This is a genomic window from Achromobacter sp. SX5, assembly GCF_056711425.1.
Window position 1 is genome coordinate 4,073,503 of sequence record NZ_CM160041.1, and the last position, 25,185, is coordinate 4,098,687.

The window sequence follows — 25,185 nt, forward strand, 5'->3', positions numbered from 1 at the left end:
TTGGGGAGTGTGTAGTAGGTGGGCGGGGAGGCGCAACATTATATCGTTGCAAGCCCAAAACGGGAAATGGGCCGGCCCGTTTGGGCTGGCCCGTTAGGGCCAGCCCCGTCCTAGTGCGCCTGTTCCCAGTTCCTGCCGACGCCGACCTCGGCCACCAGCGGCACCCGCAGGCTGGCCACGTCGCACATCAGGCCGGGCAGCGTGCTGCGCACCAGCTCCAGCTCGGCGTCGGGCGCTTCCAGCACGAGTTCGTCGTGCACCTGCATGATCATGCGCGTCTGCAGCTTTTCGGCGTCCAGCCAGTCCTGCACCGCCACCATGGCCATCTTGATCAGGTCGGCCGCCGTGCCCTGCATGGGCGCGTTGATGGCCGCGCGTTCGGCGGCCTGGCGGCGCGGACCGGAGCCGCCGCGGATCTCCGGCAGCTGCAGGCGGCGGCCGAAGACGGTTTCCACATAGCCCTGCTCGCGCGCGCGGCGGCGGGTGTCGTCCATGTACATGGCCACGCCGGGATAGCGGGCGAAGTAGCGGTCGATGTAGGCCTGCGCGGCGTCGCGCGTGATGCCCAGGTTGGACGCCAGGCCGAACACCCCCATGCCGTAGATCAGGCCGAAGTTGATGGCCTTGGCGGCGCGGCGCTGCTCCGAGGACACCTCGGCCAGCGGCACGCCGAACACCTCCGAGGCCGTGGCGCGGTGGATGTCCTCGCCCGCGGCGAAGGCGCGCTGCAGGTTGGCGTCGTCCGAGACGTGGGCCATGATGCGCAGCTCGATCTGCGAATAGTCGGCCGACAGCAGCATGCCCTGCTCGGCCACGAAGGCTTCGCGCACACGGCGGCCCGCCTCGGTGCGCACCGGGATGTTCTGCAGGTTGGGATCGGACGAGGCCAGCCGGCCGGTGATCACCGCGGCCTGCGAGTAGTGCGTATGCACCCGTCCGGTGTCCGGATTGATCATGCGCGGCAGCTTGTCGGTGTAGGTGGACTTCAGCTTGGACAGGCCGCGGTATTCCAGCAGCACCTGCGGCAGCGGATAGTCCTGCGCCAGCTTGCTCAGCACTTCCTCGTCGGTCGAAGGCGCGCCGCTGGCGGTCTTGCGCACCACCGGCAGCTCCATGCGGCCGAACAGGATCTCGCCCAGCTGCTTGGGGGAATTCAGGTTGAACGGCTGGCCCGCCAGCTCATAGGCCTTCTGCTCCAGCTGCAGCATTTCCTGGCCCAGCTTGTGGCTTTGCCGGCCGAGCTCGGCGGCGTCGACCTTGACGCCGTTGCGCTCGATCGTGGTCAGCACCGCCGACACCTGCATCTCCAGCCGGTAGATGCGCTCCAGGCCGGCATCGGCGGCCACCATCGGACGCAGCACCCGGTGCAGCTGCAAGGTGAAGTCGGCGTCCTCGGCGGCATAGTGGCCGGCCTTGTCGACCGCCACTTCGTCAAAGCCGATCTGCTTGGCGCCCTTGCCGCACAGGTCTTCGTAGGACACGCCGCTGCGGCCCAGGTAGCGCTGGGCCAGATCGTTCAGGCCCACGCCGCGGTGCGACTCCAGCACATAGGCCTGCAGCATGGTGTCTTCGGCCACGCCGCCCAGGCGGATGCCTTCGTTGGCGAACACGTGCGTGTCGTACTTGGCGTGATGCAGCAGCTTGGCGCGCGATGCGTCCTCCAGCCACGGCTTCAGGCGCGCCAGCACCTCGTCCTTGGGCAGCTGGGCCGCGCCGTCCGGGCCGCGGTGCGCCACCGGGATGTAGCAGGCCACGCCGGGCGCCACCGACAGCGACAGGCCCACCAGGCGGGCCTGCATTTCGTCCAGCGAGGTGGTCTCGGTGTCCAGCGCGACCAGCTGCGCGCCGTCCATCAGCGTCATCCAGTCGTCGAAGGCGGCCCAATCGGAAATGATGCGGTAATCCAGCTCGGTGGGCGCGGCCGGTGCGTCGTGGGCGATGCGCGCATCGCCCGTGGGCACGCGCTCGGCGTCGCCGGTCAGCTCGCGCAGCCAGGTGCGGAAACCGTAGCGTTCGTAGAGTTCGGTCAGGGCCTCGATATCGCGCGGGCGCGGCGTCAGGTCGTCGATGTGGTCGACGTGGCCGGCCAGGTCGCAGTCGTACTTCACGGTCAGCAGCTGGCGCGTGAGCGGGAAGCGCGGAATCGCGTCGCGCAGGTTGTTGCCCGCCACGCCCTTGATGCCTTCGGCGCCTGCTATCAGCTTTTCGATGGAGCCGAATTCCGTAATCCATTTGGCTGCCGTCTTCGGGCCGACCTTGGTCACGCCCGGGACGTTGTCGACGGTATCGCCCACCAACATCAGGTAATCGACGATACGGTCCGGCGGCACGCCGAACTTGTTCAGCACGCCGGTCTCGTCCAGGGTTTCGCCGCTCATGGTGTTGACCAGCGTGACATGGCTGTTGACCAGTTGCGCCAGGTCCTTGTCGCCGGTGGACACGATGGTGTGCACGTCGAGTTCGGCGGCGCGCCTGGCCAGGGTGCCGATCACGTCGTCGGCTTCCACCCCTTCGATGGCCAGCACCGGCCAGCCCAGCGCGCGCACGGCGCGGTGGATGGGCTCGATCTGCGCGGCCAGGTCTTCGGGCATGGGCGGGCGGTGCGACTTGTATTCCGGGTAGATGTCATCCCGGAACGTCTTACCCCGGGCGTCGAAAATACATGCGGCATACTCTGCCTTATGATCAGATACCAGTTTGCGCAGCATATTCACCACGCCGTAGAGCGCACCCGTAGGTTCGCCTTGCGCATTGCGCAAATCAGGCATAGCGTGGAAAGCGCGGTACAAGTAACTTGAACCGTCGACCAGTAATAAGGTTTTTTTCATGGTTACAAAGGCAGATATGGCAATCGCTGCGGAAACACCCGCCAACAAACAAATTCCGCTGATTATGTCAGAGATACGGACGGCGGCAGACAAGCTCGCGCACATCGGGCCCGCCGTCAGCGTCTTCGGCAGTGCTCGGGTCAGCCGCAATTCCCCTCACTATGAGACCACCGTCGCGATCGCGGCCGCTCTGGCCGACGCAGGTTTCGCAGTCATCGCCGGCGGCGGTCCCGGCATCATGGAGGCGGCCAACAAGGGCGCATTCGAAGCCGGCGGCACCAGCATCGGGCTGAACATCAGCCTGCCGCACGAAGCGCACAACAACGAATACCAGACCATCAGCCTGTCGTTCGAGTATTTTTTCTCGCGCAAGGCCACGTTTTTCATGCACAGCTTCGCCTACGTGGCGATGCCCGGCGGTTTCGGCACGCTGGACGAGCTCTTCGAAGCGCTGACGCTCATCCAGACGGGCAAAGTGCCGCCCGCTCCTATCGTCCTGGTGGGCAGCGAATACTGGTCCGGCCTGGTGGAATGGCTGGGCGACCAGGTGCTGGGCAATGGCATGATAGGCGCACACGACCTGGATCTCTTCATCATCGAAGACGATCCCGTCAAGGTCGTGCGCAAGGTGGTGGAATTCCACGCCAAGGTCAATTCCGACGCGCAATACGCGCCGTCCCTGCCCGCCTGATCCCGCACCGGGCAGGCGCGGCGTGGGGAGCTCTTATCCTCGCATGAACGAGGGCAGCACGTCGGCCGGGATCGGGCAGACATAAGGCTGCCCGCGCCGCGCCTGCAGCAGTTCCTCCCTGGCGCGCGCCAGCGCCTCGGGCTGGACATACAGATCGGCGGCGGTCGCCGCAATGATCTTGGCGGCGTGCACCATGCCCTTGTGCGCCATGGACATCTTGCCCTGGGCCACCATCTGCCACGAATGGAACGGCGTGCCGTAGGCATAGCAGGCGCCCCAGCATTGCGCGGTCGGGGCGACCCAGCTCACGTCGCCCACGTCGGTCGAGCCGTAGGTGAGCTCGGTCTTGTCCGGATCGTACGGCGCCACGCCGGCAAAGAGCGGCGTGGGATTGCGCAGCACCGCGCCCAGGTTCTTGCCGGCGTTGTCGATATCGTCTTCGGAGATCGCGTCCCACATGCGGCGCGCGGCCTGCTGTTCGCCCTCGGTATAGGCCGGCCCCTGCAAGGCCTGCATATTGGCGTACATGATGCGGTTGAGCACGCTGTTGGGGATGTAGTTCGAGCAGGCCTTGTCGAATACGATTTCCAGCTCGCAGCCCGTCATCAGCGCGGCGCCGCGCGCCACGTTCTGCACGCGCTCGTACAGTTCCGCCGCCTGCGAGTTGATGGGCGCGCGCACCAGGTAAAGCACTTCGGCGCGGGCCTGCACCACGTTGGGCGAAATGCCGCCGCTGTTGGTCACGGCGTAATGCACGCGCGCGTCCGGCACCATGTGCTCGCGCAGATAGTTCACGCCCACGTTCATCAGTTCCACCGCGTCCAGCGCGCTGCGGCCCAGGTGCGGCGAGTTCGCCGCATGCGCCGCGATGCCGCGGAAGCGGAAATAGGCCTGGATGTTGGCCAGCGACGACTGGTGGAAGATGCCGGTATGCGAGGCCGGATGCCAGGTCAGCGCCGCGTCCAGGTCGTCGAACAGGCCGGCGCGCGCCATGAAGGTCTTGCCCGAGCCGCCCTCTTCCGCGGGACAGCCGTAGAAGCGGATGGTGCCGGGCAGCCCGTTGGCTTCCAGGAACTCTTTGACCGCCACCGCCGCGAAGTGCGCGGCCGTGCCCAGCAGATGGTGGCCGCAGCCGTGACCGTTGCCGTTGGGCGTTTCCGGCGAGGGCTGGCAGGCGTAGGCGCCGCTTTCCTGGCTCAGGCCGGACAGCGCGTCGTACTCGCCCAGGATGCCGATCACCGGGCCGCCGTTGCCGGCCTCGGCCACGAACGCGGTCGGAATGCCAGCGGCGTCGCGCGTGACGCGAAACCCCGCCTGCTCCAGCATGGCGATATGCAGTTCGGCCGACTTGTGCTCGTCGTAGCGCAGTTCGGCCAGGCTCCAGATGCGGTCGCTCAGCTCCGCGTAGCGCTCGCTGCGCGCGTCGATGAACGGCACGAGTTTGTCGATGGCACCCATAGTGTCTCCAGTGGCGGGAATGGCCTGTGAACCGGTCACGTCACTCGTCGAGCTTGATCCCGGCAGTTTCGATGATTTTCCGGTTGGCGGCCAGCGTGCCCGCGATGCGCTCGGCGAACGCCTGCGGGCTGCCGGTGTCGGGCTGCGCGCCCAGCGTGGCCAGGCGCTGCACCAGCCCCGGGTCGGCCAGCGCCCGCGCCACCGCCTGGTTCAATTGCTGCACCACGGCGTCCGGCGTCCCGGCCGGCGCAACCAGTCCGAACCAGGTCTGGCCCAGCGCATTGAGCTGCGGATAGCCCAGCTCCTGCATGGTCGGCAGCTCCGGCATGCCGACCAGCCGCGCCGGCGCCGACACGGCGATGGCGCGCAGCTTGCCGGCCTTGATGAGCGATTGCGCCGAGGCGTACTGGTCCTGCTGCACCTGCACCTCGCCGCCCACCGCGGCGGTCAGCGCCGGCCCCATGCCGCGGTACGGCACGTGCAGCACCTCCACTTTCAGGCTGGCGTTCATGGCCGCCAGGTTCAGGTGCCCCAGCGAGCCCACGCCCGGCGAACCGTAGGAATACTTGCCCGGGTTGGCGCGCAGCTCGGCCAGGAACTGCGCGAAGTCCTGGGCCGGGAAGGACGGGTTCACCATCCACACGACCGGCACCGTCGCCACCTGCGCCACCGGCTTCAACTGGGTCGCCGGGTCCACGCGCCTGGTGCCGTACAGCAAGGGATTGACGGCCATGGTGCTGACCGTGGCCATGCCCAGCGTATAGCCGTCGGGCTCGGCCCGCGCCACCGCCTCGGTGCCGAGCAGCCCGCCGGCGCCCGCGCGGTTCTCCACCACCACGCTCTGCCCCAGCTCCTTGCGCATGCCCTCGGCCACCGCGCGCGCCAGCACGTCGGTGGAGCCGCCGGGCGCGAACGGCACGATCAGGCGCACGGGCTGGGACGGATATGCGCCTTGCGCGGCCGCGCAGGCGGAAGCGCCGACGGCGGCGGCGCAGACGAGGGCATGCAGCAAGCGGAACTTCATGGACCAGCCACTCCTGACGGAAGCGATGAATGGAATCGCTGCATTGTGGCCAGGGCATATCCTTATTTCAAATACATTAATGCCTGGATATATTCGAATTTTGAATACCTGGAACGCCCATGGACGTCGCGCCCGCCACCCTGCTGTCGCGCCTGCTGGCCAAGGGCCGGCTGCGCCACCTGCAGCTGCTGGCCAACATCGCCGACCTCGGCAGCATCCAGCAGGCGGCCAGCCAGATCGGCCTGAGCCAGCCCGCCGCCACCCACGCGCTGGCCGACATCGAAACGCTGCTGGGAGTGCGGCTGTTCGAGCGCCATGCGCGCGGCATGCGCACCACCCGCAGCGGCCAGCTCATGGCCGAATGCGCCCGCGCCATGCTGACCACGCTGCGCGCCACCACCGACTCGGTCGCCGCGCTGCGCCAGGGCGCCACCGGCAGCCTGCGCCTGGGCGCCATCCCGGCGGCCAGCGGCGGCCTGCTGGCCGAGCGCCTGCCCGCCTACATGCAGGCGCATCCCGGCCTGCAGGTGGAGGTGCTGGAAGGCAGCCGCGAGCAGCTGCTGCCGCAGGCGGCCGGCGGCAGCCTGGACATGCTGCTGTGCCGGCGCCCGGAAGCGGTGCCGGCCGGCCTGGAATTCGTGCCGCTGCAGCAGGACGCGGCCCTGATCGTGGCCGCGGCCGGCCATCCCCTGCTCGCCGCCGGCGCCGCGCCCACGCTGGCCCAGGTGGCCGCCCAGCGCTGGATCGAGCCGCGCCCCGAGCTGGCCATCCACGCCGTGTTCCGCGCGTTCTTCGAGCGCGCCGGCGTGGTGCCCCGGGTCTGCCGGCTGGCCAGCGCCGCGCCGCCCATGCCGCTGCTGATCGCCATCATGCAGGCCCAGCAGGCCCTGGCGATGGTGCCGCAGACACTGGCCAGCTGGTACCTGCAGCACGGGCATTTCGAACGGGTGCGGATCGAGGCGGCGGGCTCGTTCCAGCCCATCGGCGCCATCGTCCGCGGCGATGGCCCGGGCCGGGAGTTCCTGGACTGGCTGCTGGCGGCCGGACCGGCGCGGTCATAACGTCCTGCCGTGGGCGACGCCGGGCAAGATTAGGACGCGCTCCAATGCGCGCGCGATGCTTTGTTTAGTACCTTGCCTTCGACAGGATCGAACAATGGCGACACTGCCATCGACGGCCATTTCGGCTTTCGCCCGGCCGGCAAAGGAGTTCCCATGGAAATGCGCCAGCTCCGGTACTTTCTCAGCGTGGCCGAGACAGAACATCTGACCCGTTCGGCGGATGCGCTGCACGTCACGCAATCCACGCTGTCGCACGGGCTGCGCCAGCTGGAGGACGAGCTGGGCATGCCGCTGTTCGACCGCATCGGCCGCGGACTGCGGCTGTCGCAGGCCGGCCGCGTGCTGCGCGGCCACGCCAGCCGGGCGCTGCAGGAAGTCGAGGCCGGGAAAATGGCGCTGGCGGACCTGGCCGGCCTGCAATCGGGCTCGCTGACCCTGGGCGTCATCCCTACCTTCCTGACCCATTTCGTGCCCGACGCGGTGGCCGAATTCAGCCTGGCCTTTCCCCGGGTCCAGGTGCACGTGCGCGACCTGCGCGCCGGCCCCATCGAAGACCTGCTGATCGCCGGAAGGCTGGATTTCGGCATTTCCTTCCATCCGCCGGCGCGCGGGGAAATCGAGGCCCAGCCCCTGTTCGAGGAACGCCTGCACGTGGTGGTGGGCGAGCAGCACCCGCTGGCCGCGCGGCGCAGCCTGCGCGTGCGCGATCTGGCCGGTGTGCCGCTGGCGCTCTTGCCGCGCAGCTTCGCCACCCGCCGGATGATAGACGCGGCCTGCGCCGCGGCCAGGCTGAGGCCGGCCGTGCGGGTCGAAATGGAATCGGTGGACGCGCTGATCCACCTGTGCCGGCCCGGCGAACTGGCCACCATCGCCGCCGAGCACGCGGCCCGGCAGGCCGCCGGCACGCCGGGGTCCGGCCTGGCGAGCATCGCGCTGACCGACCCCGCCACCGTCCGGCGCGCCGCCATCCTGTGGCGCAAGGACGCCTCGCGCAGCCGCGCAGCCCAGGAATTCGCCGCCAGGCTGCTGGACGCGGTCAGGCGCCGCGCCGCAGGCTGTTAAGGCGCGCTCATTCCTTTGCCTTCAACAGGTAGACACGTGCCCCGAACTCCGCGTCCACGTCCGTCGTGACACGGCTGGCCGTGTAGAGATGAACGGCCATTCCCCCTGCCAGGTAGACGTTCAACGGGCTGCGCAGCGAAAGCCGTTTCTCGAGCTGCTTGAACAGTTCCCGCAAGCCTTCGGCCAGTGCGGTGCGGGTATGGAACGCCTGGTTCGCCGCCATTGATTCAGGTACCGCAGAGCCGGTGGCTCAGCATGTCGCGCAGGCGAGGCAGACTCGATACCCAGCCTTTCCTGACCACCTCAGCCGGCGCCAGTTTTTCGTCCGGATGCGAGGCGAAGTATTGATCGCTTGCCTGCATCAAACATATCGACTCGCGGGGGAATCGGGAGCGGACGACCATCGCGGCCAGGCGGAACACATTGGCTTCGCGCTGGTCCTGGGCCGATTGCGCGGCCTCCCGGGCGACGACGGAGCATCTGGCAAGCAGCGCTGATTCAGCATCTCTGGCAGTCATGGAACCAAACTCCGTCACGACAGGGAATTGCCGGTTTCGATGCAATAACTCTACATCCTATCGATGATCGCGACAACGCGGGCTGTGCTTCCACGCATCAAAAACAAAACCGCGCGCCCGAAGGCGCGCGGCTTGGTCCTGCATGCAAGGGCTTCGAGCCCCCGCCGCGCTTTACATCGCGGCTTCGCGGGCAGCGCGCTTGCGCTCGTTTTCCAGCAGGTGGCGCTTGCGCAGGCGGATCGACTTGGGGGTGATTTCCACCAGCTCGTCGTCGTCGATGAATTCCACGGCGTATTCCAGCGACATCTGGATCGGCGGAACCAGGCGCACGGCTTCGTCGGTGCCCGAGGCGCGCACGTTGGTCAGCTGCTTGCCCTTGATCGGGTTCACGACCAGGTCGTTGTCGCGGCTGTGGATGCCGATGATCATGCCTTCGTACAGCGCTTCGCCGGGGCTGACGAACATGCGGCCGCGGTCCTGCAGCTTCCACAGGGCGTAGGCCACGGCGTCGCCGTTGTCCTGGCTGATCAGCACGCCGTTGCGGCGCTCGCCGATGGAGCCTTCCTTGACGGGCGCGTATTCATGGAAGATGTGGCTCATCAGGCCGGTGCCGCGCGTCAGCGTCAAGAACTCGTTCTGGAAGCCGATCAGGCCGCGGGCCGGGATCAGGTATTCCAGGCGGGTGCGGCCGCGGCCGTCCGGCTGCATGTCCTGCAGGTCGCCCTTGCGGCGGCCCAGCTCTTCCATCACGCCGCCCTGGTGGGCGTCTTCGACGTCGATGGTCAGCGATTCGAACGGCTCGCACTTCACGCCGTCGATTTCCTTGAACACCACGCGCGGACGCGACACGGCCAGCTCGTAGCCTTCGCGGCGCATCGTTTCCAGCAGGATGGTCAGGTGCAGTTCGCCGCGGCCCGACACTTCGAACACGGTGTCGTCGCCCGTGTCGCGCACGCGCAGCGCCACGTTGGACTTCAGTTCGCGGTCCAGGCGGTCGCGCAGCTGGCGGCTGGTGACGAACTTGCCTTCGCGGCCGGCCAGCGGCGAGGTGTTGACCATGAAGTTCATGGTCAGCGTGGGCTCGTCGATGCGCAGCATGGGCAGCGCTTCCTGCGTGACCGGGTCGGTCACGGTGCAGCCGATGCCCAGGTCTTCGATGCCGTTGATCAGCACGATGTCGCCGGCTTCGGCTTCATCGACCACGATGCGCTCCAGGCCGTGGAACTTCAGCACCTGGTTGATGCGGCCGCGGCCGCCCTGGCCGTCGGGGCCGAACTTGTAGGCCACTTCCATGCCGGGACGCATGCGGCCGCGGTTGATGCGGCCCACGCCGATCTTGCCGACGTAGCTGTTGTAGTCCAGCGAGATGATCTGCATCTGCAGCGGGCCGTTGGGGTCGTCGTCGCGCTGCGGCACGTGTTCGAGAATGGCTTCGAACAGCGGGCGCATGTCGCCTTCGCGCACGTCGGGCTCCAGGCCGGCGTAGCCCGACAGGCCGGAGGCGTACACCACCGGGAAGTCGAGCTGCTCGTCGGTGGCGCCCAGCTTGTCGAACAGGTCGAAAGTGGCGTTGATGACGTAGTCGGTGCGCGCGCCCGGGCGGTCCACCTTGTTGACCACGACGATGGGCTTCAGGCCCAGGGCCAGCGCCTTGCGGGTCACGAAGATGGTCTGGGGCATCGGGCCTTCGACCGCGTCGACCAGCAGCAGCACGCCGTCGACCATGGACAGCACGCGCTCGACTTCGCCGCCGAAGTCCGCGTGTCCCGGGGTGTCGATGATGTTGATGTGCGTGCCCTGGTATTCGACGGCACAGTTCTTGGCCAGAATGGTGATGCCGCGTTCCTTTTCCAGGTCGTTCGAGTCCATGACCCGTTCGGTCAGCGCCTGGTTTTCGCGGAAGGTGCCGGATTGGCGCAGCAGCTGGTCGACCAGCGTGGTTTTACCGTGGTCGACGTGGGCGATGATGGCGACGTTGCGCAAGGCGCGAGTCATAGCGAGTCCTTTATGGTGGTGGCGGGCAGCAAGCCCGCCGGCAATTCGTTCAGTGCAAGCAATGCCTGCTTGGGATCTGGCATGGCCTGCAAGGCTTCCAGCGCGACGGCGCGTTCCAGCGAAAACGGCCCGACGTGCGTGCGCCGCAACGCCGTCAGGTGGGCATAACAGCCCAGCACGCGCCCGATGTCCTGGGCCAGCGTCCGGATGTATGTGCCTTTACTGCAAGCCACATCGATTTCTGCCTGCGTCCCGTTCAGGGACAGCAGCTCGATGCGGTAAATCGTGACCTGGCGCGGCGGGCGCTCCAGTTCGATGCCGGCGCGCGCGTACTCGTACAGCGGCTTGCCGTCGCGCTTGAGCGCCGAATACATGGGCGGAATCTGCTCGATCGTGCCCGAGAAACGTGACAGCGCTGCGCGCAGCGCCGCCTCGTCCACCGCGTAGCCCGGTTCGGCCGTGGCCACCACGTTGCCGGTCAGGTCGCCCGAGTCGGTTTCCGACCCAAATTGCAGCGTAGCGCGATATGCCTTGTCGGCGTCGAGCATGGCGCCGGAAATTTTTGTTGCCCGCCCCATGCAGCACACCAGCAGGCCGGTGGCGAAGGGGTCGAGGGTGCCGGTATGGCCGGCTTTCGCCGCGTCCATGGCACGTTTGGCCCGCTGCAGGGCGTGGTTGCTGGACAAACCCACGGGTTTGTCGAGCAACAGCACACCGTCGAGCGCAAGCCCGCGTCGTTTAGCCATCGTCGGAATCCGGTTTAAAGCAGTGACGACAGCCCGATCAGGACTGGTCTTCAGGTTCGTCGGGCACGCCCGAGTGCGGGCCGGGCCGGTTTGCGCGGTCGATCAGGATCGACATTTCGATGCCACGGGCAATCTGCTCGTCGTGGATGAAACGCAAAGTGGGGACAGTATGAATGTGCAGCAGCTTGTAAAGCTGGGAGTGCAGCCAGCCGGCCTTCTCGTTCAGCAAGGCGGTCGCGGCCTCGGGCTCGGCGCCCAGGACCGTGAAATACACCTTGGCATGCGCGTAGTCGGTCGACAGCTCCACGCCGGACAGCGTGATCAAGCCAGCGCGGGTCGTATCGATCTCGCGCTGGATGATCCCGGCCAGATCCTTCTGGATCTGGTCGGCCAGCCGCAGATTGCGGCCGGGGATGGCTTTGGACTTGTGACGGCTCATTGGAAGCAATGCCTGGCGTGCGCTTTACAGCGTACGCGCGATTTCCTTGATTTCAAAGACTTCCAGCTGGTCGCCCACCTGGATGTCGTTGTTGCCGCGCAGCGTAAGGCCGCAGTCGAAGCCCGACTTGACTTCCTTGACGTCGTCCTTGAAGCGGCGCAGCGAATCGAGCTGGCCGGTCCAGTGGACCACGTTGTTGCGCAGCAGGCGGACCTGCGAATCGCGACGCACGATGCCGTCGAGCACCATGCAGCCGGCGATGTTGCCGATGCGCGAGATGCTGTAGACCTCGCGGATCTCGACCAGGCCGATGACCTCTTCTTTCTTCTCGGGCGCCAGCATGCCCGACATGGCCGCCTTCACCTCGTCCACGGCGTCGTAGATGATGTTGTAGTAGCGCACGTCGATGCCGTTGGTCTCGGCCAGCTTCTTGGCGCTGGCTTCGGCGCGGACGTTGAAGCCGATGACCACGGCGTTGGAGGCGATCGCCAGGTTGATGTCGCTTTCCGAGATGCCGCCCACGGCCGCGTGCACGACCTGCACGCGCACTTCGTCGGTCGACAACTTGACCAGCGACTGCACCAGCGCTTCCTGCGAACCCTGCACGTCGGTCTTGACGATGAGCGCCAGGGTCTGGGTGCCTTCGCCCAGGTTGTCGAACATGGACTCCAGCTTGGCGGCCTGCTGGCGGGCCAGCTTGACGTCGCGGAACTTGCCCTGGCGGAACAGCGCGATTTCGCGCGCCTTGCGCTCGTCGGCCAGCACCATCAGCTCGTCGCCGGCGGCCGGCACTTCGGTCAGGCCCTGGATCTCGACGGGGATGGACGGGCCGGCTTCCTGGATGGGCTTGCCGTTCTCGTCCAGCATGGCGCGCACGCGGCCGAAGCTCGCACCGGCCAGCACCACGTCGCCGCGATGCAGGGTGCCGCTTTGCACCAGGATGGTGGCGACCGGGCCGCGGCCCTTGTCCAGGCGGGCTTCGATCACGATGCCCTTGGCGGGCGCGTCGACCGGGGCCTTCAGCTCCAGCACTTCGGCCTGCAGCAGCACGTTTTCGAGCAGGTCGTCGATGCCCTCGCCGGTCTTGGCCGACACGGACACGAACGGCACGTCGCCGCCGTATTCTTCCGGCACCACTTCCTCGGCGACCAGCTCCTGCTTGACGCGGTCGGGGTTGGCGGTGGGCTTGTCGATCTTGGTCATGGCCACGACCATCGGAACGCCGGCGGCCTTCGCGTGGTGGATGGCTTCGCGGGTCTGCGGCATCACGCCGTCGTCGGCCGCGCAGACCAGGATGACGATGTCGGTGGCCTTGGCGCCGCGCGCACGCATGGCGGTGAACGCCTCGTGACCCGGGGTGTCCAGGAACGTGACCATGCCGCGCTCGGTCTGGACGTGGTAGGCGCCGATGTGCTGCGTAATGCCGCCGGCTTCGCCCGCGGCGACCTTGGCGCGGCGGATGTAGTCCAGCAGCGAGGTCTTGCCGTGGTCGACGTGGCCCATGACGGTCACGACCGGGGCGCGCGGCAGCATTTCCGCTTCGGTGCCGGCGGCCGATTCGTCCAGGAACGCTTCCGGATCGTCCAGCTTGGCGGCGATGGCGACGTGGCCCAGTTCCTCGACCACGATCATGGCGGTTTCCTGATCCAGCACCTGGTTGATGGTGACCATCTGGCCCAGCTTCATCAATTGCTTGATGACCTCGGCGGCCTTGACGGACATCTTGTGGGCCAGGTCGGCCACGCTGATGGTTTCCGGCACGTGGACTTCACGCGCGATGAATTCCTGCGGCGCCGGCTCGTTGCGGCGATCGTTCTGCTGGTTGCGGCCGCCACGGCCGCCGCCCTTGCCGCCCTTGCCGCCGGCGCGCCAGCCGTCGCGGCTGGCCGGCGCGGCCGCCTTGTCGGCAGGCTTCTTGCGCGAGGCGTCCTCGGACCAGGTCGAAGCGACTTCGGCCGTCTTGATGGTCTTCTTGTTGCCGGGCGCGGCGGGCTTGGCGTCCTTCTTGGCGCCGGGCGCGGCGCCGGGCTTGCCGGCCGGCTTGTGCAGCGTGCCCGAAATCGGCGCGGCGGCGGGCGCCTCCGGCTCGGGGGCGCGCAGCACCTTGCGCGGACGGTTCAGCATTTCGCGCAGGGCGGCGGCTTCGGCCTCGGCGGCGCGGCGGGCTTCGTCGCGGGCCGTCGAGGAAGCGGAAGCGGCCAGCGGCGGCGCGGCGCGGCGGTTGCCGGCCTTGGCGGCGGGCTGGGAAGCGGCCGGCTGCGGCGCGGCGGCCTTGGCGGGTTCGGACTTCGCGGCAGGCTGGGCCTGGGCGGCAGGCATCGAGGCCTGGGAGGAAGATGGTTCGGACTTATTAGCTAGCACAACGGGTTCCGGCTTGGCTTCTTCAGCCTTGGGCTCGGTGGATTCAGTCTTGACTTCGGGCTTGGCCTCTTGGGCCACGGGCTCGGCAGGAGCAGGCGCCGGCGTCGGTTCGGGCTCAGGCTGGGCCGGGACTTCGGCGGGCTTCGCCTCGACGGGGGCGGGCGCTTCGGCCGCGACGGGTTCAACGGGCGCGGGCGCTTGTTCCGGCGCGGGCGCTTCTACGGCGGCGGGCTCTTCCGCCTTCTTGGCCGGGGCCTCGGCCTCGGCCTGCACGGGAGCCGCCTCGCGGGGCGCGGCCACGGCCGGCGCCTCGGGAGCCGCCGGCGCGGACACCTGCTGCGCCTCTTCGGCGGCGGTTTCCTCTTCGGCGCGTGCGGCAGCCGCCTGCTCCAGGGCGATTTCGGAGGGATCACGCTTGACGAACACGCGCTTCTTGCGCACTTCGACCTGGATCGTGCGCGACCGGCCGGTGGCGTCTGCCTGGCGGATCTCGGACGTCTGGCGTCGCGTCAGGGTGATCTTCTTGCCTTCGGTCGCGCCGTGGGCGCGGCGCAGCGATTCGAGCAATTTCGCCTTGTCGCTGTCGGTGACGGCATCGTCCACCGATTTGAGGTCAACGCCGGCCGAGCGCAGCTGTTCCAGCAGCACATTGGCAGGCATTTTCAGCTCGGTAGCGAACTGGGCGACGGTGTTACTCGACATTAGGCTCTCTCTTCCCTATATGCAGCTATTACAAACAACGTGAACTTGCGGCGGGGACGGATGGCGTCCATCCGCCGCAGACCCGTGTCCTTTTGGTTATTCTTCGTCGAACCAATGGGCGCGGGCACGCATGATGAGGTCGCTGGATTCCTGTTCGGACAGGCCGGAAATCTCCGCCAGTTCGTCCGTGGCCAGTTCAGCCAGATCGTCACGCGTATGCACTTGACGCTCGGCCAGCTTGGCGGCCAGTTCGGGCGTCATGCCTTCGAGTTCAAGCAAATCCTGCGCGGTCTCAAGGCGCTCTTCCTGGGCGATCGCCTCGGTCAGCAGCGCATTGCGGGCGCGGGCACGCAATTCATTGATGGTGTCTTCGTCAAACGCCTCGATCTCCAGCAGCTCCTGCAGCGGAACGTAGGCGATTTCCTCGATACCGGTGAAACCTTCGTCGATCAGGATGTCGGCCACCTCTTCGTCGACGTCCAGCTTGCTCATGAACGTGCTGCGCAGGCCCGAACGTTCGACTTCCTGGCGGTTCAGGCTTTCTTCCGGCGTCATGATGTTGATCTGCCAGCCGGTCAGCTCGGAAGCCAGGCGGACGTTCTGGCCCTTGGCACCGATGGCCTTGGGCAGGTTTTCCTCGTCCACCACGACGTCCATGGCGTGCTTGTCTTCGTCCACGACGATGGATTCGACGTTGGCCGGCGCCAGCGCGCCGATGACGAACTGCGCCGGATCTTCCGACCACAGCACGATGTCGACCTGCTCGCCGCCCAGCTCGTTGCGCACCGCGGTCACGCGCGAACCGCGCATGCCCACGCACGTACCGATCGGATCGATACGCTTATCGTATGCCACCACGGCGATCTTCGCACGCACGCCGGCGTCGCGGGCCGCGGCCTTGATCTCGAGCAGGCCCTGCTCGATCTCGGGCACTTCATTCTCGAACAGCTGGCGGATGAACTCCGGCGAGGTGCGCGACAGGATCACCTGCTGGCCGCGCGCGGCGTGGTCGACGCGCAACACAAAGGCGCGGACGCGGTCGGCCACGCGCAGGTTTTCCTTCGGGATCATCTCGGAGCGCGGCAGGCGCGCCTCGATCTTGCCGGTCTCGATGATGGCGTCGCCCTTGTCCATGCGCTTGATCGTGCCGGACACGATGGTCTCGCCGCGCTCCAGGAAGTCGTTCAGCACCTGTTCGCGCTCGGCGTCGCGGATCTTCTGCAGGATGGCCTGCTTGGCGGCCTGCGCACCGATGCGGCCGAACTCGATGGGTTCGAGCGGCTCTTCGATGTATTCGCCTTCCTTGATGCCGGGGACGATTTCCTGCGCGTCCGACAGCATTTCCTGCTTGTCGGGTTCCTGCAGGCCCGCCTCGTCGGGCACGACCAGCCAGCGGCGGAAGCCTTCGTGATCGCCGGTTTCCCGATCGATGGCGACACGGATGTCCGCATCATCTTTGAAGCGCTTTTTCATTGCCGAGGCCAGCGCGCTTTCGAGCGCGCCGAACACGACGTCGCGCGTGACGTTCTTTTCACGCGCCAAGGCATCGACCAACAGAAGAATTTCGCGACTCATCGCTTTTTGCCCTTGAAATCCAGAACGGGATCCAGTTTTGCACGTTCGATATCTTCGACCGTGAAATTCAACACCTGGACTTCGTTCTTTTTTGCCTCAAATTCGAGACCGAACACGGTCTTTTGCACTCCAGCAGCCGCATCCGAGGCCGCGGCGTCTTCTTCGGGCACGGTCAACGTGCCGGAAAAGACCTTGCGTCCGTCCAATGCCTCGCGCAGCTTGATTTCGATGCGCTCGCCTGCGAACCGGCGGAAATCGGCCTCGTTGCGCAGCGGGCGGTCCACGCCCGGCGAACCGACTTCCAGCCGCTTGTAGTCGATGTTCTCGACTTCAAACACCCGCGACAGCTGGCGGGATACCTGCTCGCAGTCTTCGATGCGCACACCGCCGACCCGGTCGATCGTGACGCGCAAAAGGCCCAGGGCGGCACGCTCGACGTCCACGAGTTCGACGTCCATGCCGGCCAGAGCCTCTTTGGTCAATGCGAATAAATCAGCCATATACTCAAAAAAAATGGGCTGCACGCCCAGCCCACCGTATTGCACAGCGCCCAGCCGCTACCCTACTGCACGTAAGGAGCAATGCCGGGCGGTGCCCTATATTGCGACCTAATATTTGGCTTGGCGCCGGGCGCCCCGGACCCGTAATCGCTTTCTATGCTGCCGTTATTGCCGGCGCCGTTCAAGCGTGGTTGCAATCGTGTTTACAACACCGGGTTTGCAACACAGCACCGAACGCGTCCCGGCAAAACATCCAGGCAAAAGCAAAGACGCGAAGCCATGAAAACCATTGATTTTACCAGATAAACTGAAAAAACGCCTGATTCGTCACGGGCTTACGTCCAGACCCACGTTTATCTGGGACATATCTCACCCGGCGGCGTAGCCAGCGCGCCGGGTCGCGGCCATCAACGGCCCCGGTGGCTGCGCCCGCCCATCATGCCCAGGCGGGATTCGTGCGCCGAAGCGCCACGGGGTTGCCAGTCGTCGCCGCGCGGCGCGGCGTTGCGCGCCGCGCGCGGCTTGCCGCCAGCGCCCGGGCCCTTGTTGCCGCCGGAACGCGCGCCCTCGGTCTTGTTGCCGCCCCGGCCGCCGGCCGCCGGCTTGCCGCCGCGCGCAGCATTGCCGCCGCGCGCGCCTGCCGGCTTGCCGCCGCCCGGTTTGCCGGACTTGCGGCCGGCGCCGGCCGGCGCCTCGGCCACATTGCCGGCTGCGACGTTGCCCGGCTGGCCGCCGGCCGCCGCGGCGCGCACGCCACGGCCCTTGTTGCCGCCCGGCTTGCCGGACTTGGAACCCGGCTTGCCGCCGCCCTTGCCGCCCGCAGCCGCGCCGCGCCCGCCGCCGGACTTGCCGCCCTTGCGGTTGCCCGTGTCGCCGCCCAGCGGATGGCCGTTGGCGTAGCCGCCGGCGAACATCAGACCGGTGCCGAACGGATCGGACGGACAAGCCAGCGTCTGGCCGGCGCTGCCCTTGCCGCCGCCCTGCAGCTTGCCGCGGCGGCCGATGCGCGCGCCGTTCATGCCGTTGCGATCCATGGTGCCGAATCCCGGCGGCAAGGCGCTGTCGTGCGATTGCGGCTGCTTGGAGCGGCGGCGGTTGCCGCCCGCGTCGTCGTCCTCGCGCAACAGGCCCAGCTGGACCATCAGCGCGGTGACCAGCGAGGAATCCAGCTCGTCCCAGCGGCCGCGGCGCAGCGTGCGCGGCAGCACGATGTCGCCGAAGCGCGTCCGGATCAGGCGGCTGACGGTGACGCCCACCGCCTCGAACATGCGGCGCACTTCACGGTTGCGGCCTTCCTGCAGCGTGACGCGATACCAGCGGTTGCTGCCGTCGCCGCCCAGGTAGTCCAGCGAACCGAACGCGGCCAGGCCGTCGTCGAGTTCGATGCCGTCGACCAGGGACTGGCGCTGCGCCTCGTCCATCTCGCCCAGCACGCGCACCGCGTACTCGCGCTCCGTGCCGTAGCGCGGATGCATGATGCGGTTGGCCATGTCGCCGGAGGTCGTGAAGATCAGCAGGCCTTCGGTGTTCAGGTCCAGGCGGCCGACCGACAGCCACTTGCCGGTGCGCAGCTTGGGCAGGCGCGCGAAAACGCTGGCGCGGCCGCCCGGGTCGTCATGGCTGACGATCTCGCCGGCGGGCTTGTGGTAGAGAATGACGCGCGGCGGCTTCTTGGTGTTGGCGCGCACGATGGGCTTGCCGTTGACGCGCACCTGGTCGTTGGGGGCCACGCGCTGGCCGATGTGCGCCGGCTCGCCGTTGACCGACACGCGGCCGGCCACGATGAGTTCTTCCATTTCGCGGCGCGAGCCGATGCCCGCGTCCGCCAGCACCTTGTGCAGCTTGGGCATGACCGCTTCGCTGTTGAGGTACTTGCCGAGACGCTGCTCCATGCGGTCGGCCGTCTCCAGGTAGGCCAGCGCCTGCTCGGCTTCCTGCTCGGCGCCGCGGGAGTCCGCGGACTCGACCGGGGCGGCGGCCTCGGCCGCTGCGGGCTGGGCTTCGCCGGCGGCGGCCGGCTCGGCCGACGCGTCGCCGCGGCGGCGGCGGAACGGCGTCCTCAGCTTGCGGCCGCGGCCGCGCGCGCCGGCTTCACCCTCGGCCGCCGGCTCGCGCGCCGTGGCGGCTTCCGGCTGGCCGCCGGTAACGGCGTCATCTGAACGGGGATTGTCATCCTGCATTGTTGTATTCGTTGTCACTGGGACAGCTCCGAATTTCAAACTTGGGTAGGCCTGCCGGGGGCAGGCTCGTCATCATCTGGGGACACCGGCTCTTGGTCGGCCTCGGGCCGCCGGAGATCTGCCTCGTCCGATTCCGGCGAGGCGGCGTCCGGGCCAGGCCGAACAGGATCGGCAAGACCGGAAGCGGGCTCATGCCCGGCAGCGGCTGGCGCCGCGTGATCGGTCTCGTCAATCGGGTCGGTCGGTTCCGCGTGTTTTGCGTTCTCGACGCTTTCCTTTGCAGCACCGGCCTCAGGGGCGTCGGCGGCCATATCGGAAATGTCGCTGCCAGCCTCGCTCCCGGGAAAACCGGGCATGGCTGGCGTATCGGACAAGCCTTCGGCTTGCTCCCGGACGGTGGATTCGTCGGCGGGTTCCGCGCTTTCTTCTGTGCGCGAAAGCGGGAATTCTACGCTATCGACCGGCCCTATGGGTACATCCTGTTCCGAAACAGACAATTCCGCAACCGGGATAACCGCGGCGGCGTCGGCGGCGGCTTCGGAATCTTCTTGTTTTTCTTCCTGGGCGCCGTCTTCCGGGCCGCCCTCGCCCATCACCTGCTGCACTTCGCCCAGGTCCAGGCCGGCCAGCGCGGCTGCGGCCTGGGCCGATTCCAGCGCCGGCAGTTCGTCCAGCGCGCGCAGGCCGAGGTCGTCGAGAAACTGCCGCGTGGTGCCGAACAGCGCCGGGCGTCCGGGCGCGTCGCGATGGCCGATGACCTCGATCCATCCGCGGTCCTCCAGGGCCTTCACGATCTGGGAAGACACGGTCACGCCGCGTATGTCCTCGATGTCGCCCCGGGTCACCGGCTGGCGCCAGGCCACGATGGCCAGCGTTTCCATCACGGCGCGGGAGTACTTGGGTGGCTTCTCGGGATTGAGCCTTTCCAGGTAGCGCTGCATGCTGGGACGGCTCTGGAAGCGCCACCCGCTCGCCAGCTGCACCAGCTCCAGGCCGCCGTCGGCCCAGTTGTTCTGCAGTGTCTCCAGCAGCCCGCGCAACGCGCTGTTGTCGAATTGCTCATCGTCCCCGAACAGCTTGCGCATTTCGGACAGTTGCATGGGCTGCGCCGCGCACAAGAGCGCGGTTTCCAGCACGACTATTGCCTCGCTATCGTTCATCGACATTCAAATTCAAAAAGGCTCGAAACTTGCGCCAGGTTAAAAATAAGGCTATGATTCATTTCTCAGACGCGGGGTGGAGCAGTCTGGCAGCTCGTCGGGCTCATAACCCGAAGGTCGTAGGTTCAAATCCTGCCCCCGCAACCAATTGATCAAGGCCTGGCGCATTTGCCGGGCCTTTTTCTTTGGTTTTTCGGTATGGCCGGCTGCAGACAGCATGGGTTTGCGTAGTTTTCACTGGATTCCTGTATTTACGCCGCGTCCGCCACTGACCGCATGGGCAGACCAAACGATCGCGCCTGTCGGGCCTGGCAGAACGCCCGCCGCGGCTCTGCGCGGCAAACACTAAGCAATTTCTGGATAAGCCGGCATAAATCGCCGGCTGGGCTGCGGAAACACGACCACAAAGCACGCCGGCCACCCGGCGCCGCCATTTTCCGCGGCAATCGATATCAAGACCTGAATCGCCAGGCATCGAACTTCGCGGCGCGACGGCTGGACCGCCAGCTTCCGCAAGGCCGATATGCCCCCTTTTTATGCGCCCGGAAATCCATTCCGTGGCGCTGCGGCACTTCCCCGAGCCGAACTACGATTCTTAGATATTTTTCCAAGACCACATATATGGCGGCTTGCACTGCCCGCCGCACCAGGCGCCAGGGCGTTCAAGCCGTCGCCAAATTATACCGTCAACTCCCCTGCCCTCAAGCAGCCGGCTTGTCCCAAGGCGTGGATTCCAGCCGCTCGACCAGAAAATCCAGCATCGAGCGCAGAATCAAGGGCATCTGGCGGCGTGACGCGTAAATGCCGTAAATGCCCAGCTCCTGCGGTTTGCAATGGGTCAGAATGGCGCGCAGGCGGCCATCGGCCAGATATTCGGACGCATAGTAGGTCGGCAGCATGGCGATGCCCGCGCCTTCCAGCGCCGCCTGGGCCAGCACCGACACCTCGTTGGCGCTGATATTGCCGCTGACCGGAACGTCCACCGGTTCGCCGTCGCGCTCGAAACGCCACAGGCTCTTGCCGAAATACGAATGGGTCAGGCAATTGCGCAGGGACAGGTCCTCGATGCGCGCCGGCACGCCCTCCTGCTGCAGGTATTGCGGCGAGGCGCAGACCACCGAACGGCACACCGCGAGCTTGCGGGCAATCAGGTTGGGGTCCAGGTCATTGGTGATCCGCACGGCCAGATCGACGCGCTCCTCCACCAGATTGACGGCGCGATCGACCAGCATCAGGTCGACCGAGGCGCCCGGATGCCGCTTGACGTATTCGGTCACCGCGCTGGCCAGGTGGCGCGAGCCGAAAGACATGCTGGTGGTCACGCGCAACAGGCCGCGCGGCGTATCGTCCGGAGTCGCGACCGCATGATGCAGGTCGCCCACCATATCCAGCATCTGCCGGCAGCGCGGCAAGGTCTCGGCGCCCGCGGGCGTGAGGCTGAGGCGGCGCGTCGTGCGATGCAGCAGGCGCACGCCCACCCATTGCTCCATTTCCGCCAGATAGCGCGACACCATCGCGCGCGACATGTCCAGATGCACGGCCGCCGCCGACAGGCTGCCCCGGTCGGCGACTTCCACGAACACCTGCATGGCCTTCAGACGATCCATGATTGTCTCGGTTTCTGCATCAGACTTGACGGTTATACCGTACTCCGTCCGACACAAAAACCCGCGCCGGCCAGGTTCAGGCCGACGGCTGGCCCAGGGCCTGCGCCACGGCGTCGCGCAACTCGCCGCCGTCCAGGCCGCGCGCGATACAGACCAGCCGCGAACGGCGGTCGTCGTCCGGCCACCCATCCAGCCGGCGCAGCGGATACAGCTCGCCATGCACCCCGTGCACCTCGCTGGGCGCAGGCTCCCCGTCGAAACAGACCAACCCCTTCAGGCGCAGGATGCCCTCGCCATAGCGCTCCTGGACCCGCGAGATCCCGGCAAGAAAAGCCGCGCGGGTCACCGGCACCGACAGGATCAGCGCGACACTGGCGATCTGGCCATGCCCGCCCGCGACCGCCCCGGAGAAGGGCCTCAACCAGTTCGCCAGCGCGACGCCGTCGCGCCCGGCATGCGCCAGCGGCCCGGTTTGCAGCACCTCGGCCAGCGGCGCGTCGGGCCGCTGCACGCAGCGCTGCGCGCCCGGATTGACCGCCGCCACCGCCTGCTCGGTGCGGCGCAGCTGCGCCGCGTCGGCCAGATCCGCCTTGCTCAGCACCACGGCGTCGGCCAGCGCGAGCTGGCGCGCGGCCTCCGGCTGCCCGGCCAGCTGTTGCGCGCCGTGCAGCGCGTCCACCAGCACGATGGCGCCCTGATAGGCATAGCGTTCCGCGAGAAACCTGTCGTGTTTGAGCGTGAAGAGTATGGGCGCCGGATCGGCCAGACCGCTGGTTTCGATCAGCACGCGGCGAAACGGCTTGATGCGCCGGCCCAGCGCCATCATGAACAGATCGCGCAAGGCGTCGACCACCGCGCCGCTGACCGCGCAGCACAGGCACCCGCCCTCGACCAGGACCACATTGTCGCGAGCCTGGCGCACCAGATGATGGTCCACGCCCACTTCACCGTATTCATTGACGATGACGACCGCGTCCGCAAAGGCCGGGTCGCGCAGCAGGCGATTGAGCAGCGTGGTCTTGCCGCTGCCGAGAAAGCCCGAAATCACCGTAACGCCGATGCGGCTGTTGCTGTTTTCCACACCGCCTCCACCAGGCTGGGGACCAAAAGCCAAAAGGGCCATTCACTTGCGTGAATGACCCTGAATTCCTTGGCTCCCCGAGCTGGGCTCGAACCAGCGACCTGCGGATTAACAGTCCGTCGCTCTACCGACTGAGCTATCGGGGAACTGCTAAGAAGAGAGATTATGACCGAAAATTCCGGCGTGTGCAAGTCGGCGCTTTTTTTGCCTTTTTCGCCCGCCCGGTTTCCCACCGGCCAGAATCTCTGATATTATCTCGGTCTTTCCAGATCCGGCCCTTTCAAGGGGCAGGCGCTGGAAGTGGTTTAGCCGGCATAGCTCAGTTGGTAGAGCAGCGCATTCGTAATGCGAAGGTCGTAGGTTCGACTCCTATTGCCGGCACCAGAATTCAAACGCCCGCCAGGTCCTCGACCCGGCGGGCGTTTTCATTTTGGCGCAATACGGCGCCAGCATATGACTTCGGCGGTCATGCGGCGATCGCGCCGGCCAGCTCGGGCACGACCTGGAACAGGTCGCCGACCAGGCCGTAATCGGCCACGCCGAAAATCGGCGCTTCCGGGTCCTTGTTGATGGCCACGATGACCTTGGAATCCTTCATGCCGGCCAGGTGCTGGATGGCGCCCGAGATGCCCACCGCCACGTACAGCTGCGGGGCCACGATCTTGCCGGTCTGGCCGACCTGCCAGTCGTTGGGCGCATAGCCGGCGTCGACCGCCGCGCGCGACGCGCCCAGCGCCGCGCCCAGCTTGTCGGCCAGCGGGTCCAGGATCTTGAAGTTCTCGGCGCTCCCCAGGCCGCGGCCGCCCGACACCACCACGCGCGCGCCGGCCAGTTCCGGACGGTCGCTCTTGGCCACTTCGCGGCCCACGAAGCTCGACAGACCCGAATCGTCCACCGCCGCCACCTCTTCGATCGCGGCCGAACCGCCTTGCGCGGCGACGGCGTCAAAGCCGGTCGTGCGCACCGTGATCACCTTGACCGCGTCGCCCGACTGCACCGTGGCGATCGCGTTGCCCGCGTAGATCGGGCGCTGGAACGTATCGGCCGATTCCACGCCGATGATGTCGGAGATCTGCGCCACGTCCAGCTTGGCCGCCACGCGCGGAGCCACGTTCTTGCCCGAGGCCGTCGCCGGGAACAGGATGTGGCTGTAGCCCGAGGCCACCGCCAGCACCTGCGCGCCCAGGTTCTCGGCCAGCCCGTCGGCCAGCTGCGCGGCGTCGGCCAGCAGCACCTTGGACACGCCGGCGGCGGCGGCGGCCTGCTCGGCCACGGCGCGCGCGTTGGCGCCGGCCACCAGCACATGCACGTCGCCGCCGATCTTGGCGGCCGCGGCGATGGTGTTCAGGGTTGCGCCCTTCAGCTGGGCGTTATCGTGTTCTGCAATAACCAGCGTCGTCATGTTCAAACCACCTTCGCTTCGTTCTTGAGTTTGTCCACCAGGGCCGCAACGTCGGCCACCTTGATGCCGGCCTTGCGCGCGGGCGGCTCGCTGACCTTCAGCGTCTTCAACCGCGGCGCCGGGTCCACGCCCAGCTCTTCAGGCGTGACCGTGTCCAGCTGCTTCTTCTTGGCCTTCATGATGTTGGGCAGCGTCACGTAGCGCGGCTCGTTCAGGCGCAGGTCCGTCGTGATGATGGCCGGCAGCTTCAGCGTCACCGTCTCCAGCCCGCCGTCGACTTCGCGCGTCACCGTCGCCTTGCCGTCGGCCAGCTCCACCTTGCTGGCGAACGTGGCCTGCGGCCAGCCCAGCAGCGCGGCCAGCATCTGGCCCGTCTGGTTGGCGTCGTCGTCGATGGCCTGCTTGCCCAGGATCACCAGCTGCGGCTGCTCCTTGTCGACCAGCGCGCGCAGCAGCTTGGCCACCGCCAGCGGCTGCAGCTCCGCGTCGGTCTGCACCAGCACGCCGCGGTCGGCGCCGATGGCCATGGCCGTGCGCAGCGTCTCCTGGCATTGCGCAACGCCGCAAGACACCGCAACCACCTCGGCCGCCGCGCCCTTTTCCTTCAGGCGCGTCGCTTCCTCGACGGCGATCTCATCGAACGGATTCATGGACATCTTCACGTTGGCGATGTCCACGCCGGTTTGATCAGACTTGACGCGCACCTTGACGTTGTAGTCAACCACGCGCTTGACAGGCACCAGCACTTTCATCGAACCACCTCCCATTACATAACCCCATCACCGCCAATGCCCA

The 25,185-nt window shown here is 67.0% G+C and carries 20 protein-coding genes and 3 tRNA genes; 5 read left to right on the top strand and 18 right to left on the bottom strand.

What is annotated here, in order from left to right; translation table 11 throughout:
- Nucleotides 1–110: 110 nt before the first annotated feature.
- Complete coding sequence (gene polA, locus AC1M14_RS19135) at nt 111–2,828, bottom strand: DNA polymerase I (RefSeq protein ID WP_102774807.1); 2,718 nt, start codon at nt 2,826–2,828, stop codon at nt 111–113.
- On the opposite strand from polA, the gene AC1M14_RS19140 reads away from it, so the two are divergent.
- A complete protein-coding gene (locus tag AC1M14_RS19140; RefSeq protein WP_479730264.1) occupies nt 2,827–3,519 on the top strand; it encodes an LOG family protein in 693 nt (230 codons plus the stop codon). The genes polA and AC1M14_RS19140 overlap by 2 nt on opposite strands.
- A gap of 33 nt (nt 3,520–3,552) precedes the next feature.
- Here AC1M14_RS19140 and AC1M14_RS19145 read toward each other — a convergent pair whose 3' ends face one another.
- Both AC1M14_RS19145 and AC1M14_RS19150 read right to left on the bottom strand, forming a co-directional pair.
- Complete coding sequence (locus tag AC1M14_RS19145; protein ID WP_102774809.1) at nt 3,553–4,977, bottom strand: M20 family metallopeptidase; 1,425 nt, start codon at nt 4,975–4,977, stop codon at nt 3,553–3,555.
- A 40-nt stretch (nt 4,978–5,017) separates the two neighbouring features.
- Nucleotides 5,018–6,001, bottom strand: a complete 984-nt coding sequence (locus AC1M14_RS19150; RefSeq protein WP_479730265.1) for a Bug family tripartite tricarboxylate transporter substrate binding protein — start codon at nt 5,999–6,001, stop codon at nt 5,018–5,020.
- Between the two features lie 119 nt (nt 6,002–6,120).
- Here AC1M14_RS19150 and AC1M14_RS19155 point away from each other — a divergent pair, with 119 nt between their 5' ends.
- Nucleotides 6,121–7,062: a LysR family transcriptional regulator gene (locus AC1M14_RS19155; protein ID WP_102774811.1), complete on the top strand. Its 942-nt coding sequence runs from the start codon at nt 6,121–6,123 to the stop codon at nt 7,060–7,062.
- A 153-nt stretch (nt 7,063–7,215) separates the two neighbouring features.
- Complete coding sequence (cynR, locus tag AC1M14_RS19160) at nt 7,216–8,124, top strand: transcriptional regulator CynR (RefSeq protein ID WP_479730266.1); 909 nt, start codon at nt 7,216–7,218, stop codon at nt 8,122–8,124.
- A gap of 7 nt (nt 8,125–8,131) precedes the next feature.
- On the opposite strand, the gene AC1M14_RS19165 is transcribed toward cynR, so the two are convergent.
- The 10 genes from AC1M14_RS19165 to scpB all read right to left on the bottom strand — a co-directional run bounded on the left by AC1M14_RS19165 (nt 8,132) and on the right by scpB (nt 20,306).
- On the bottom strand, nt 8,132–8,347 hold the full coding sequence (locus AC1M14_RS19165; protein ID WP_479730267.1) for a hypothetical protein: 216 nt from the start codon (nt 8,345–8,347) through the stop codon (nt 8,132–8,134).
- Nucleotides 8,348–8,351: 4 nt separating this feature from the next.
- Entirely contained in the window at nt 8,352–8,642 is a 291-nt protein-coding gene (locus tag AC1M14_RS19170; RefSeq protein WP_479730268.1) for a hypothetical protein, read from the bottom strand.
- 171 nt (nt 8,643–8,813) lie between these two features.
- Nucleotides 8,814–10,637, bottom strand: a complete 1,824-nt coding sequence (typA, locus tag AC1M14_RS19175) for a translational GTPase TypA (protein WP_102774815.1) — start codon at nt 10,635–10,637, stop codon at nt 8,814–8,816.
- A complete protein-coding gene (gene truB / locus AC1M14_RS19180; RefSeq protein ID WP_102774816.1) occupies nt 10,634–11,383 on the bottom strand; it encodes a tRNA pseudouridine(55) synthase TruB in 750 nt (249 codons plus the stop codon). The genes typA and truB overlap by 4 nt, the downstream gene beginning before the upstream one ends.
- A gap of 37 nt (nt 11,384–11,420) precedes the next feature.
- The gene (rbfA, locus tag AC1M14_RS19185) at nt 11,421–11,822 is read right to left on the bottom strand and encodes a 30S ribosome-binding factor RbfA (protein ID WP_102774817.1); all 402 of its coding nucleotides are present in this window, start codon (nt 11,820–11,822) and stop codon (nt 11,421–11,423) included.
- 24 nt (nt 11,823–11,846) lie between these two features.
- Nucleotides 11,847–14,885 carry a translation initiation factor IF-2 gene (gene infB, locus AC1M14_RS19190; RefSeq protein ID WP_111826992.1) on the bottom strand — a complete coding sequence of 1,013 codons (3,039 nt, stop codon included), beginning with the start codon at nt 14,883–14,885 and terminating at the stop codon, nt 11,847–11,849.
- Between the two features lie 96 nt (nt 14,886–14,981).
- Entirely contained in the window at nt 14,982–16,460 is a 1,479-nt protein-coding gene (nusA, locus tag AC1M14_RS19195) for a transcription termination factor NusA (RefSeq protein ID WP_111826991.1), read from the bottom strand.
- Nucleotides 16,457–16,960 (bottom strand): ribosome maturation factor RimP, encoded by a 504-nt coding sequence (gene rimP, locus AC1M14_RS19200; RefSeq protein ID WP_102774820.1) that lies wholly within the window; start codon nt 16,958–16,960, stop codon nt 16,457–16,459. Before rimP ends, nusA begins: the two co-directional genes overlap by 4 nt.
- Before the next feature lie 407 nt (nt 16,961–17,367).
- Nucleotides 17,368–19,140: a 23S rRNA pseudouridine(2605) synthase RluB gene (gene rluB / locus AC1M14_RS19205; protein ID WP_479730269.1), complete on the bottom strand. Its 1,773-nt coding sequence runs from the start codon at nt 19,138–19,140 to the stop codon at nt 17,368–17,370.
- A 35-nt stretch (nt 19,141–19,175) separates the two neighbouring features.
- Nucleotides 19,176–20,306 carry an SMC-Scp complex subunit ScpB gene (gene scpB / locus AC1M14_RS19210; protein ID WP_479730270.1) on the bottom strand — a complete coding sequence of 377 codons (1,131 nt, stop codon included), beginning with the start codon at nt 20,304–20,306 and terminating at the stop codon, nt 19,176–19,178.
- A 64-nt stretch (nt 20,307–20,370) separates the two neighbouring features.
- On the opposite strand from scpB, the gene AC1M14_RS19215 reads away from it, so the two are divergent.
- A tRNA-Met gene (locus tag AC1M14_RS19215) sits at nt 20,371–20,447 on the top strand.
- A gap of 554 nt (nt 20,448–21,001) precedes the next feature.
- Here the strand turns inward: AC1M14_RS19215 and AC1M14_RS19220 are convergent.
- The 3 genes from AC1M14_RS19220 to AC1M14_RS19230 form a co-directional block, all read right to left on the bottom strand.
- The gene (locus AC1M14_RS19220; protein WP_102774823.1) at nt 21,002–21,907 is read right to left on the bottom strand and encodes a LysR family transcriptional regulator; all 906 of its coding nucleotides are present in this window, start codon (nt 21,905–21,907) and stop codon (nt 21,002–21,004) included.
- A 76-nt stretch (nt 21,908–21,983) separates the two neighbouring features.
- Nucleotides 21,984–22,988 (bottom strand): CobW family GTP-binding protein, encoded by a 1,005-nt coding sequence (locus AC1M14_RS19225; protein WP_479730271.1) that lies wholly within the window; start codon nt 22,986–22,988, stop codon nt 21,984–21,986.
- 70 nt (nt 22,989–23,058) lie between these two features.
- A tRNA-Asn gene (locus tag AC1M14_RS19230) sits at nt 23,059–23,134 on the bottom strand.
- 162 nt (nt 23,135–23,296) lie between these two features.
- On the opposite strand from AC1M14_RS19230, the gene AC1M14_RS19235 reads away from it, so the two are divergent.
- Nucleotides 23,297–23,372: transfer RNA gene (locus AC1M14_RS19235), tRNA-Thr, on the top strand.
- A gap of 82 nt (nt 23,373–23,454) precedes the next feature.
- Here AC1M14_RS19235 and AC1M14_RS19240 read toward each other — a convergent pair.
- On the bottom strand, nt 23,455–24,390 hold the full coding sequence (locus AC1M14_RS19240; RefSeq protein WP_479730272.1) for an electron transfer flavoprotein subunit alpha/FixB family protein: 936 nt from the start codon (nt 24,388–24,390) through the stop codon (nt 23,455–23,457).
- Nucleotides 24,391–24,392: 2 nt separating this feature from the next.
- Nucleotides 24,393–25,142: an electron transfer flavoprotein subunit beta/FixA family protein gene (locus AC1M14_RS19245; protein ID WP_479730273.1), complete on the bottom strand. Its 750-nt coding sequence runs from the start codon at nt 25,140–25,142 to the stop codon at nt 24,393–24,395.
- Nucleotides 25,143–25,185: the final 43 nt, after the last annotated feature.

Excerpts from the sequence above, each read along its gene's own strand:
- AC1M14_RS19170 (WP_479730268.1), bottom strand. The coding sequence starts at position 8,642 with ATGACTGCCAGAGATGCTGAATCAGCGCTGCTTGCCAGATGCTCCGTC.
- infB (WP_111826992.1), bottom strand. The coding sequence starts at position 14,885 with ATGTCGAGTAACACCGTCGCCCAGTTCGCTACCGAGCTGAAAATGCCT.
- AC1M14_RS19220 (WP_102774823.1), bottom strand. The coding sequence starts at position 21,907 with ATGGATCGTCTGAAGGCCATGCAGGTGTTCGTGGAAGTCGCCGACCGG.
- AC1M14_RS19245 (WP_479730273.1), bottom strand. The coding sequence starts at position 25,142 with ATGAAAGTGCTGGTGCCTGTCAAGCGCGTGGTTGACTACAACGTCAAG.
- AC1M14_RS19150 (WP_479730265.1), bottom strand. The coding sequence starts at position 6,001 with ATGAAGTTCCGCTTGCTGCATGCCCTCGTCTGCGCCGCCGCCGTCGGC.
- truB (WP_102774816.1), bottom strand. The coding sequence starts at position 11,383 with ATGGCTAAACGACGCGGGCTTGCGCTCGACGGTGTGCTGTTGCTCGAC.
- cynR (WP_479730266.1), top strand. The coding sequence starts at position 7,216 with ATGGAAATGCGCCAGCTCCGGTACTTTCTCAGCGTGGCCGAGACAGAA.
- polA (WP_102774807.1), bottom strand. The coding sequence starts at position 2,828 with ATGAAAAAAACCTTATTACTGGTCGACGGTTCAAGTTACTTGTACCGC.
- rluB (WP_479730269.1), bottom strand. The coding sequence starts at position 19,140 with ATGCAGGATGACAATCCCCGTTCAGATGACGCCGTTACCGGCGGCCAG.
- rbfA (WP_102774817.1), bottom strand. The coding sequence starts at position 11,822 with ATGAGCCGTCACAAGTCCAAAGCCATCCCCGGCCGCAATCTGCGGCTG.
- AC1M14_RS19240 (WP_479730272.1), bottom strand. The coding sequence starts at position 24,390 with ATGACGACGCTGGTTATTGCAGAACACGATAACGCCCAGCTGAAGGGC.
- nusA (WP_111826991.1), bottom strand. The coding sequence starts at position 16,460 with ATGAGTCGCGAAATTCTTCTGTTGGTCGATGCCTTGGCGCGTGAAAAG.
- scpB (WP_479730270.1), bottom strand. The coding sequence starts at position 20,306 with ATGTCGATGAACGATAGCGAGGCAATAGTCGTGCTGGAAACCGCGCTC.
- rimP (WP_102774820.1), bottom strand. The coding sequence starts at position 16,960 with ATGGCTGATTTATTCGCATTGACCAAAGAGGCTCTGGCCGGCATGGAC.
- AC1M14_RS19165 (WP_479730267.1), bottom strand. The coding sequence starts at position 8,347 with ATGGCGGCGAACCAGGCGTTCCATACCCGCACCGCACTGGCCGAAGGC.
- AC1M14_RS19140 (WP_479730264.1), top strand. The coding sequence starts at position 2,827 with ATGGTTACAAAGGCAGATATGGCAATCGCTGCGGAAACACCCGCCAAC.
- AC1M14_RS19145 (WP_102774809.1), bottom strand. The coding sequence starts at position 4,977 with ATGGGTGCCATCGACAAACTCGTGCCGTTCATCGACGCGCGCAGCGAG.
- typA (WP_102774815.1), bottom strand. The coding sequence starts at position 10,637 with ATGACTCGCGCCTTGCGCAACGTCGCCATCATCGCCCACGTCGACCAC.
- AC1M14_RS19155 (WP_102774811.1), top strand. The coding sequence starts at position 6,121 with ATGGACGTCGCGCCCGCCACCCTGCTGTCGCGCCTGCTGGCCAAGGGC.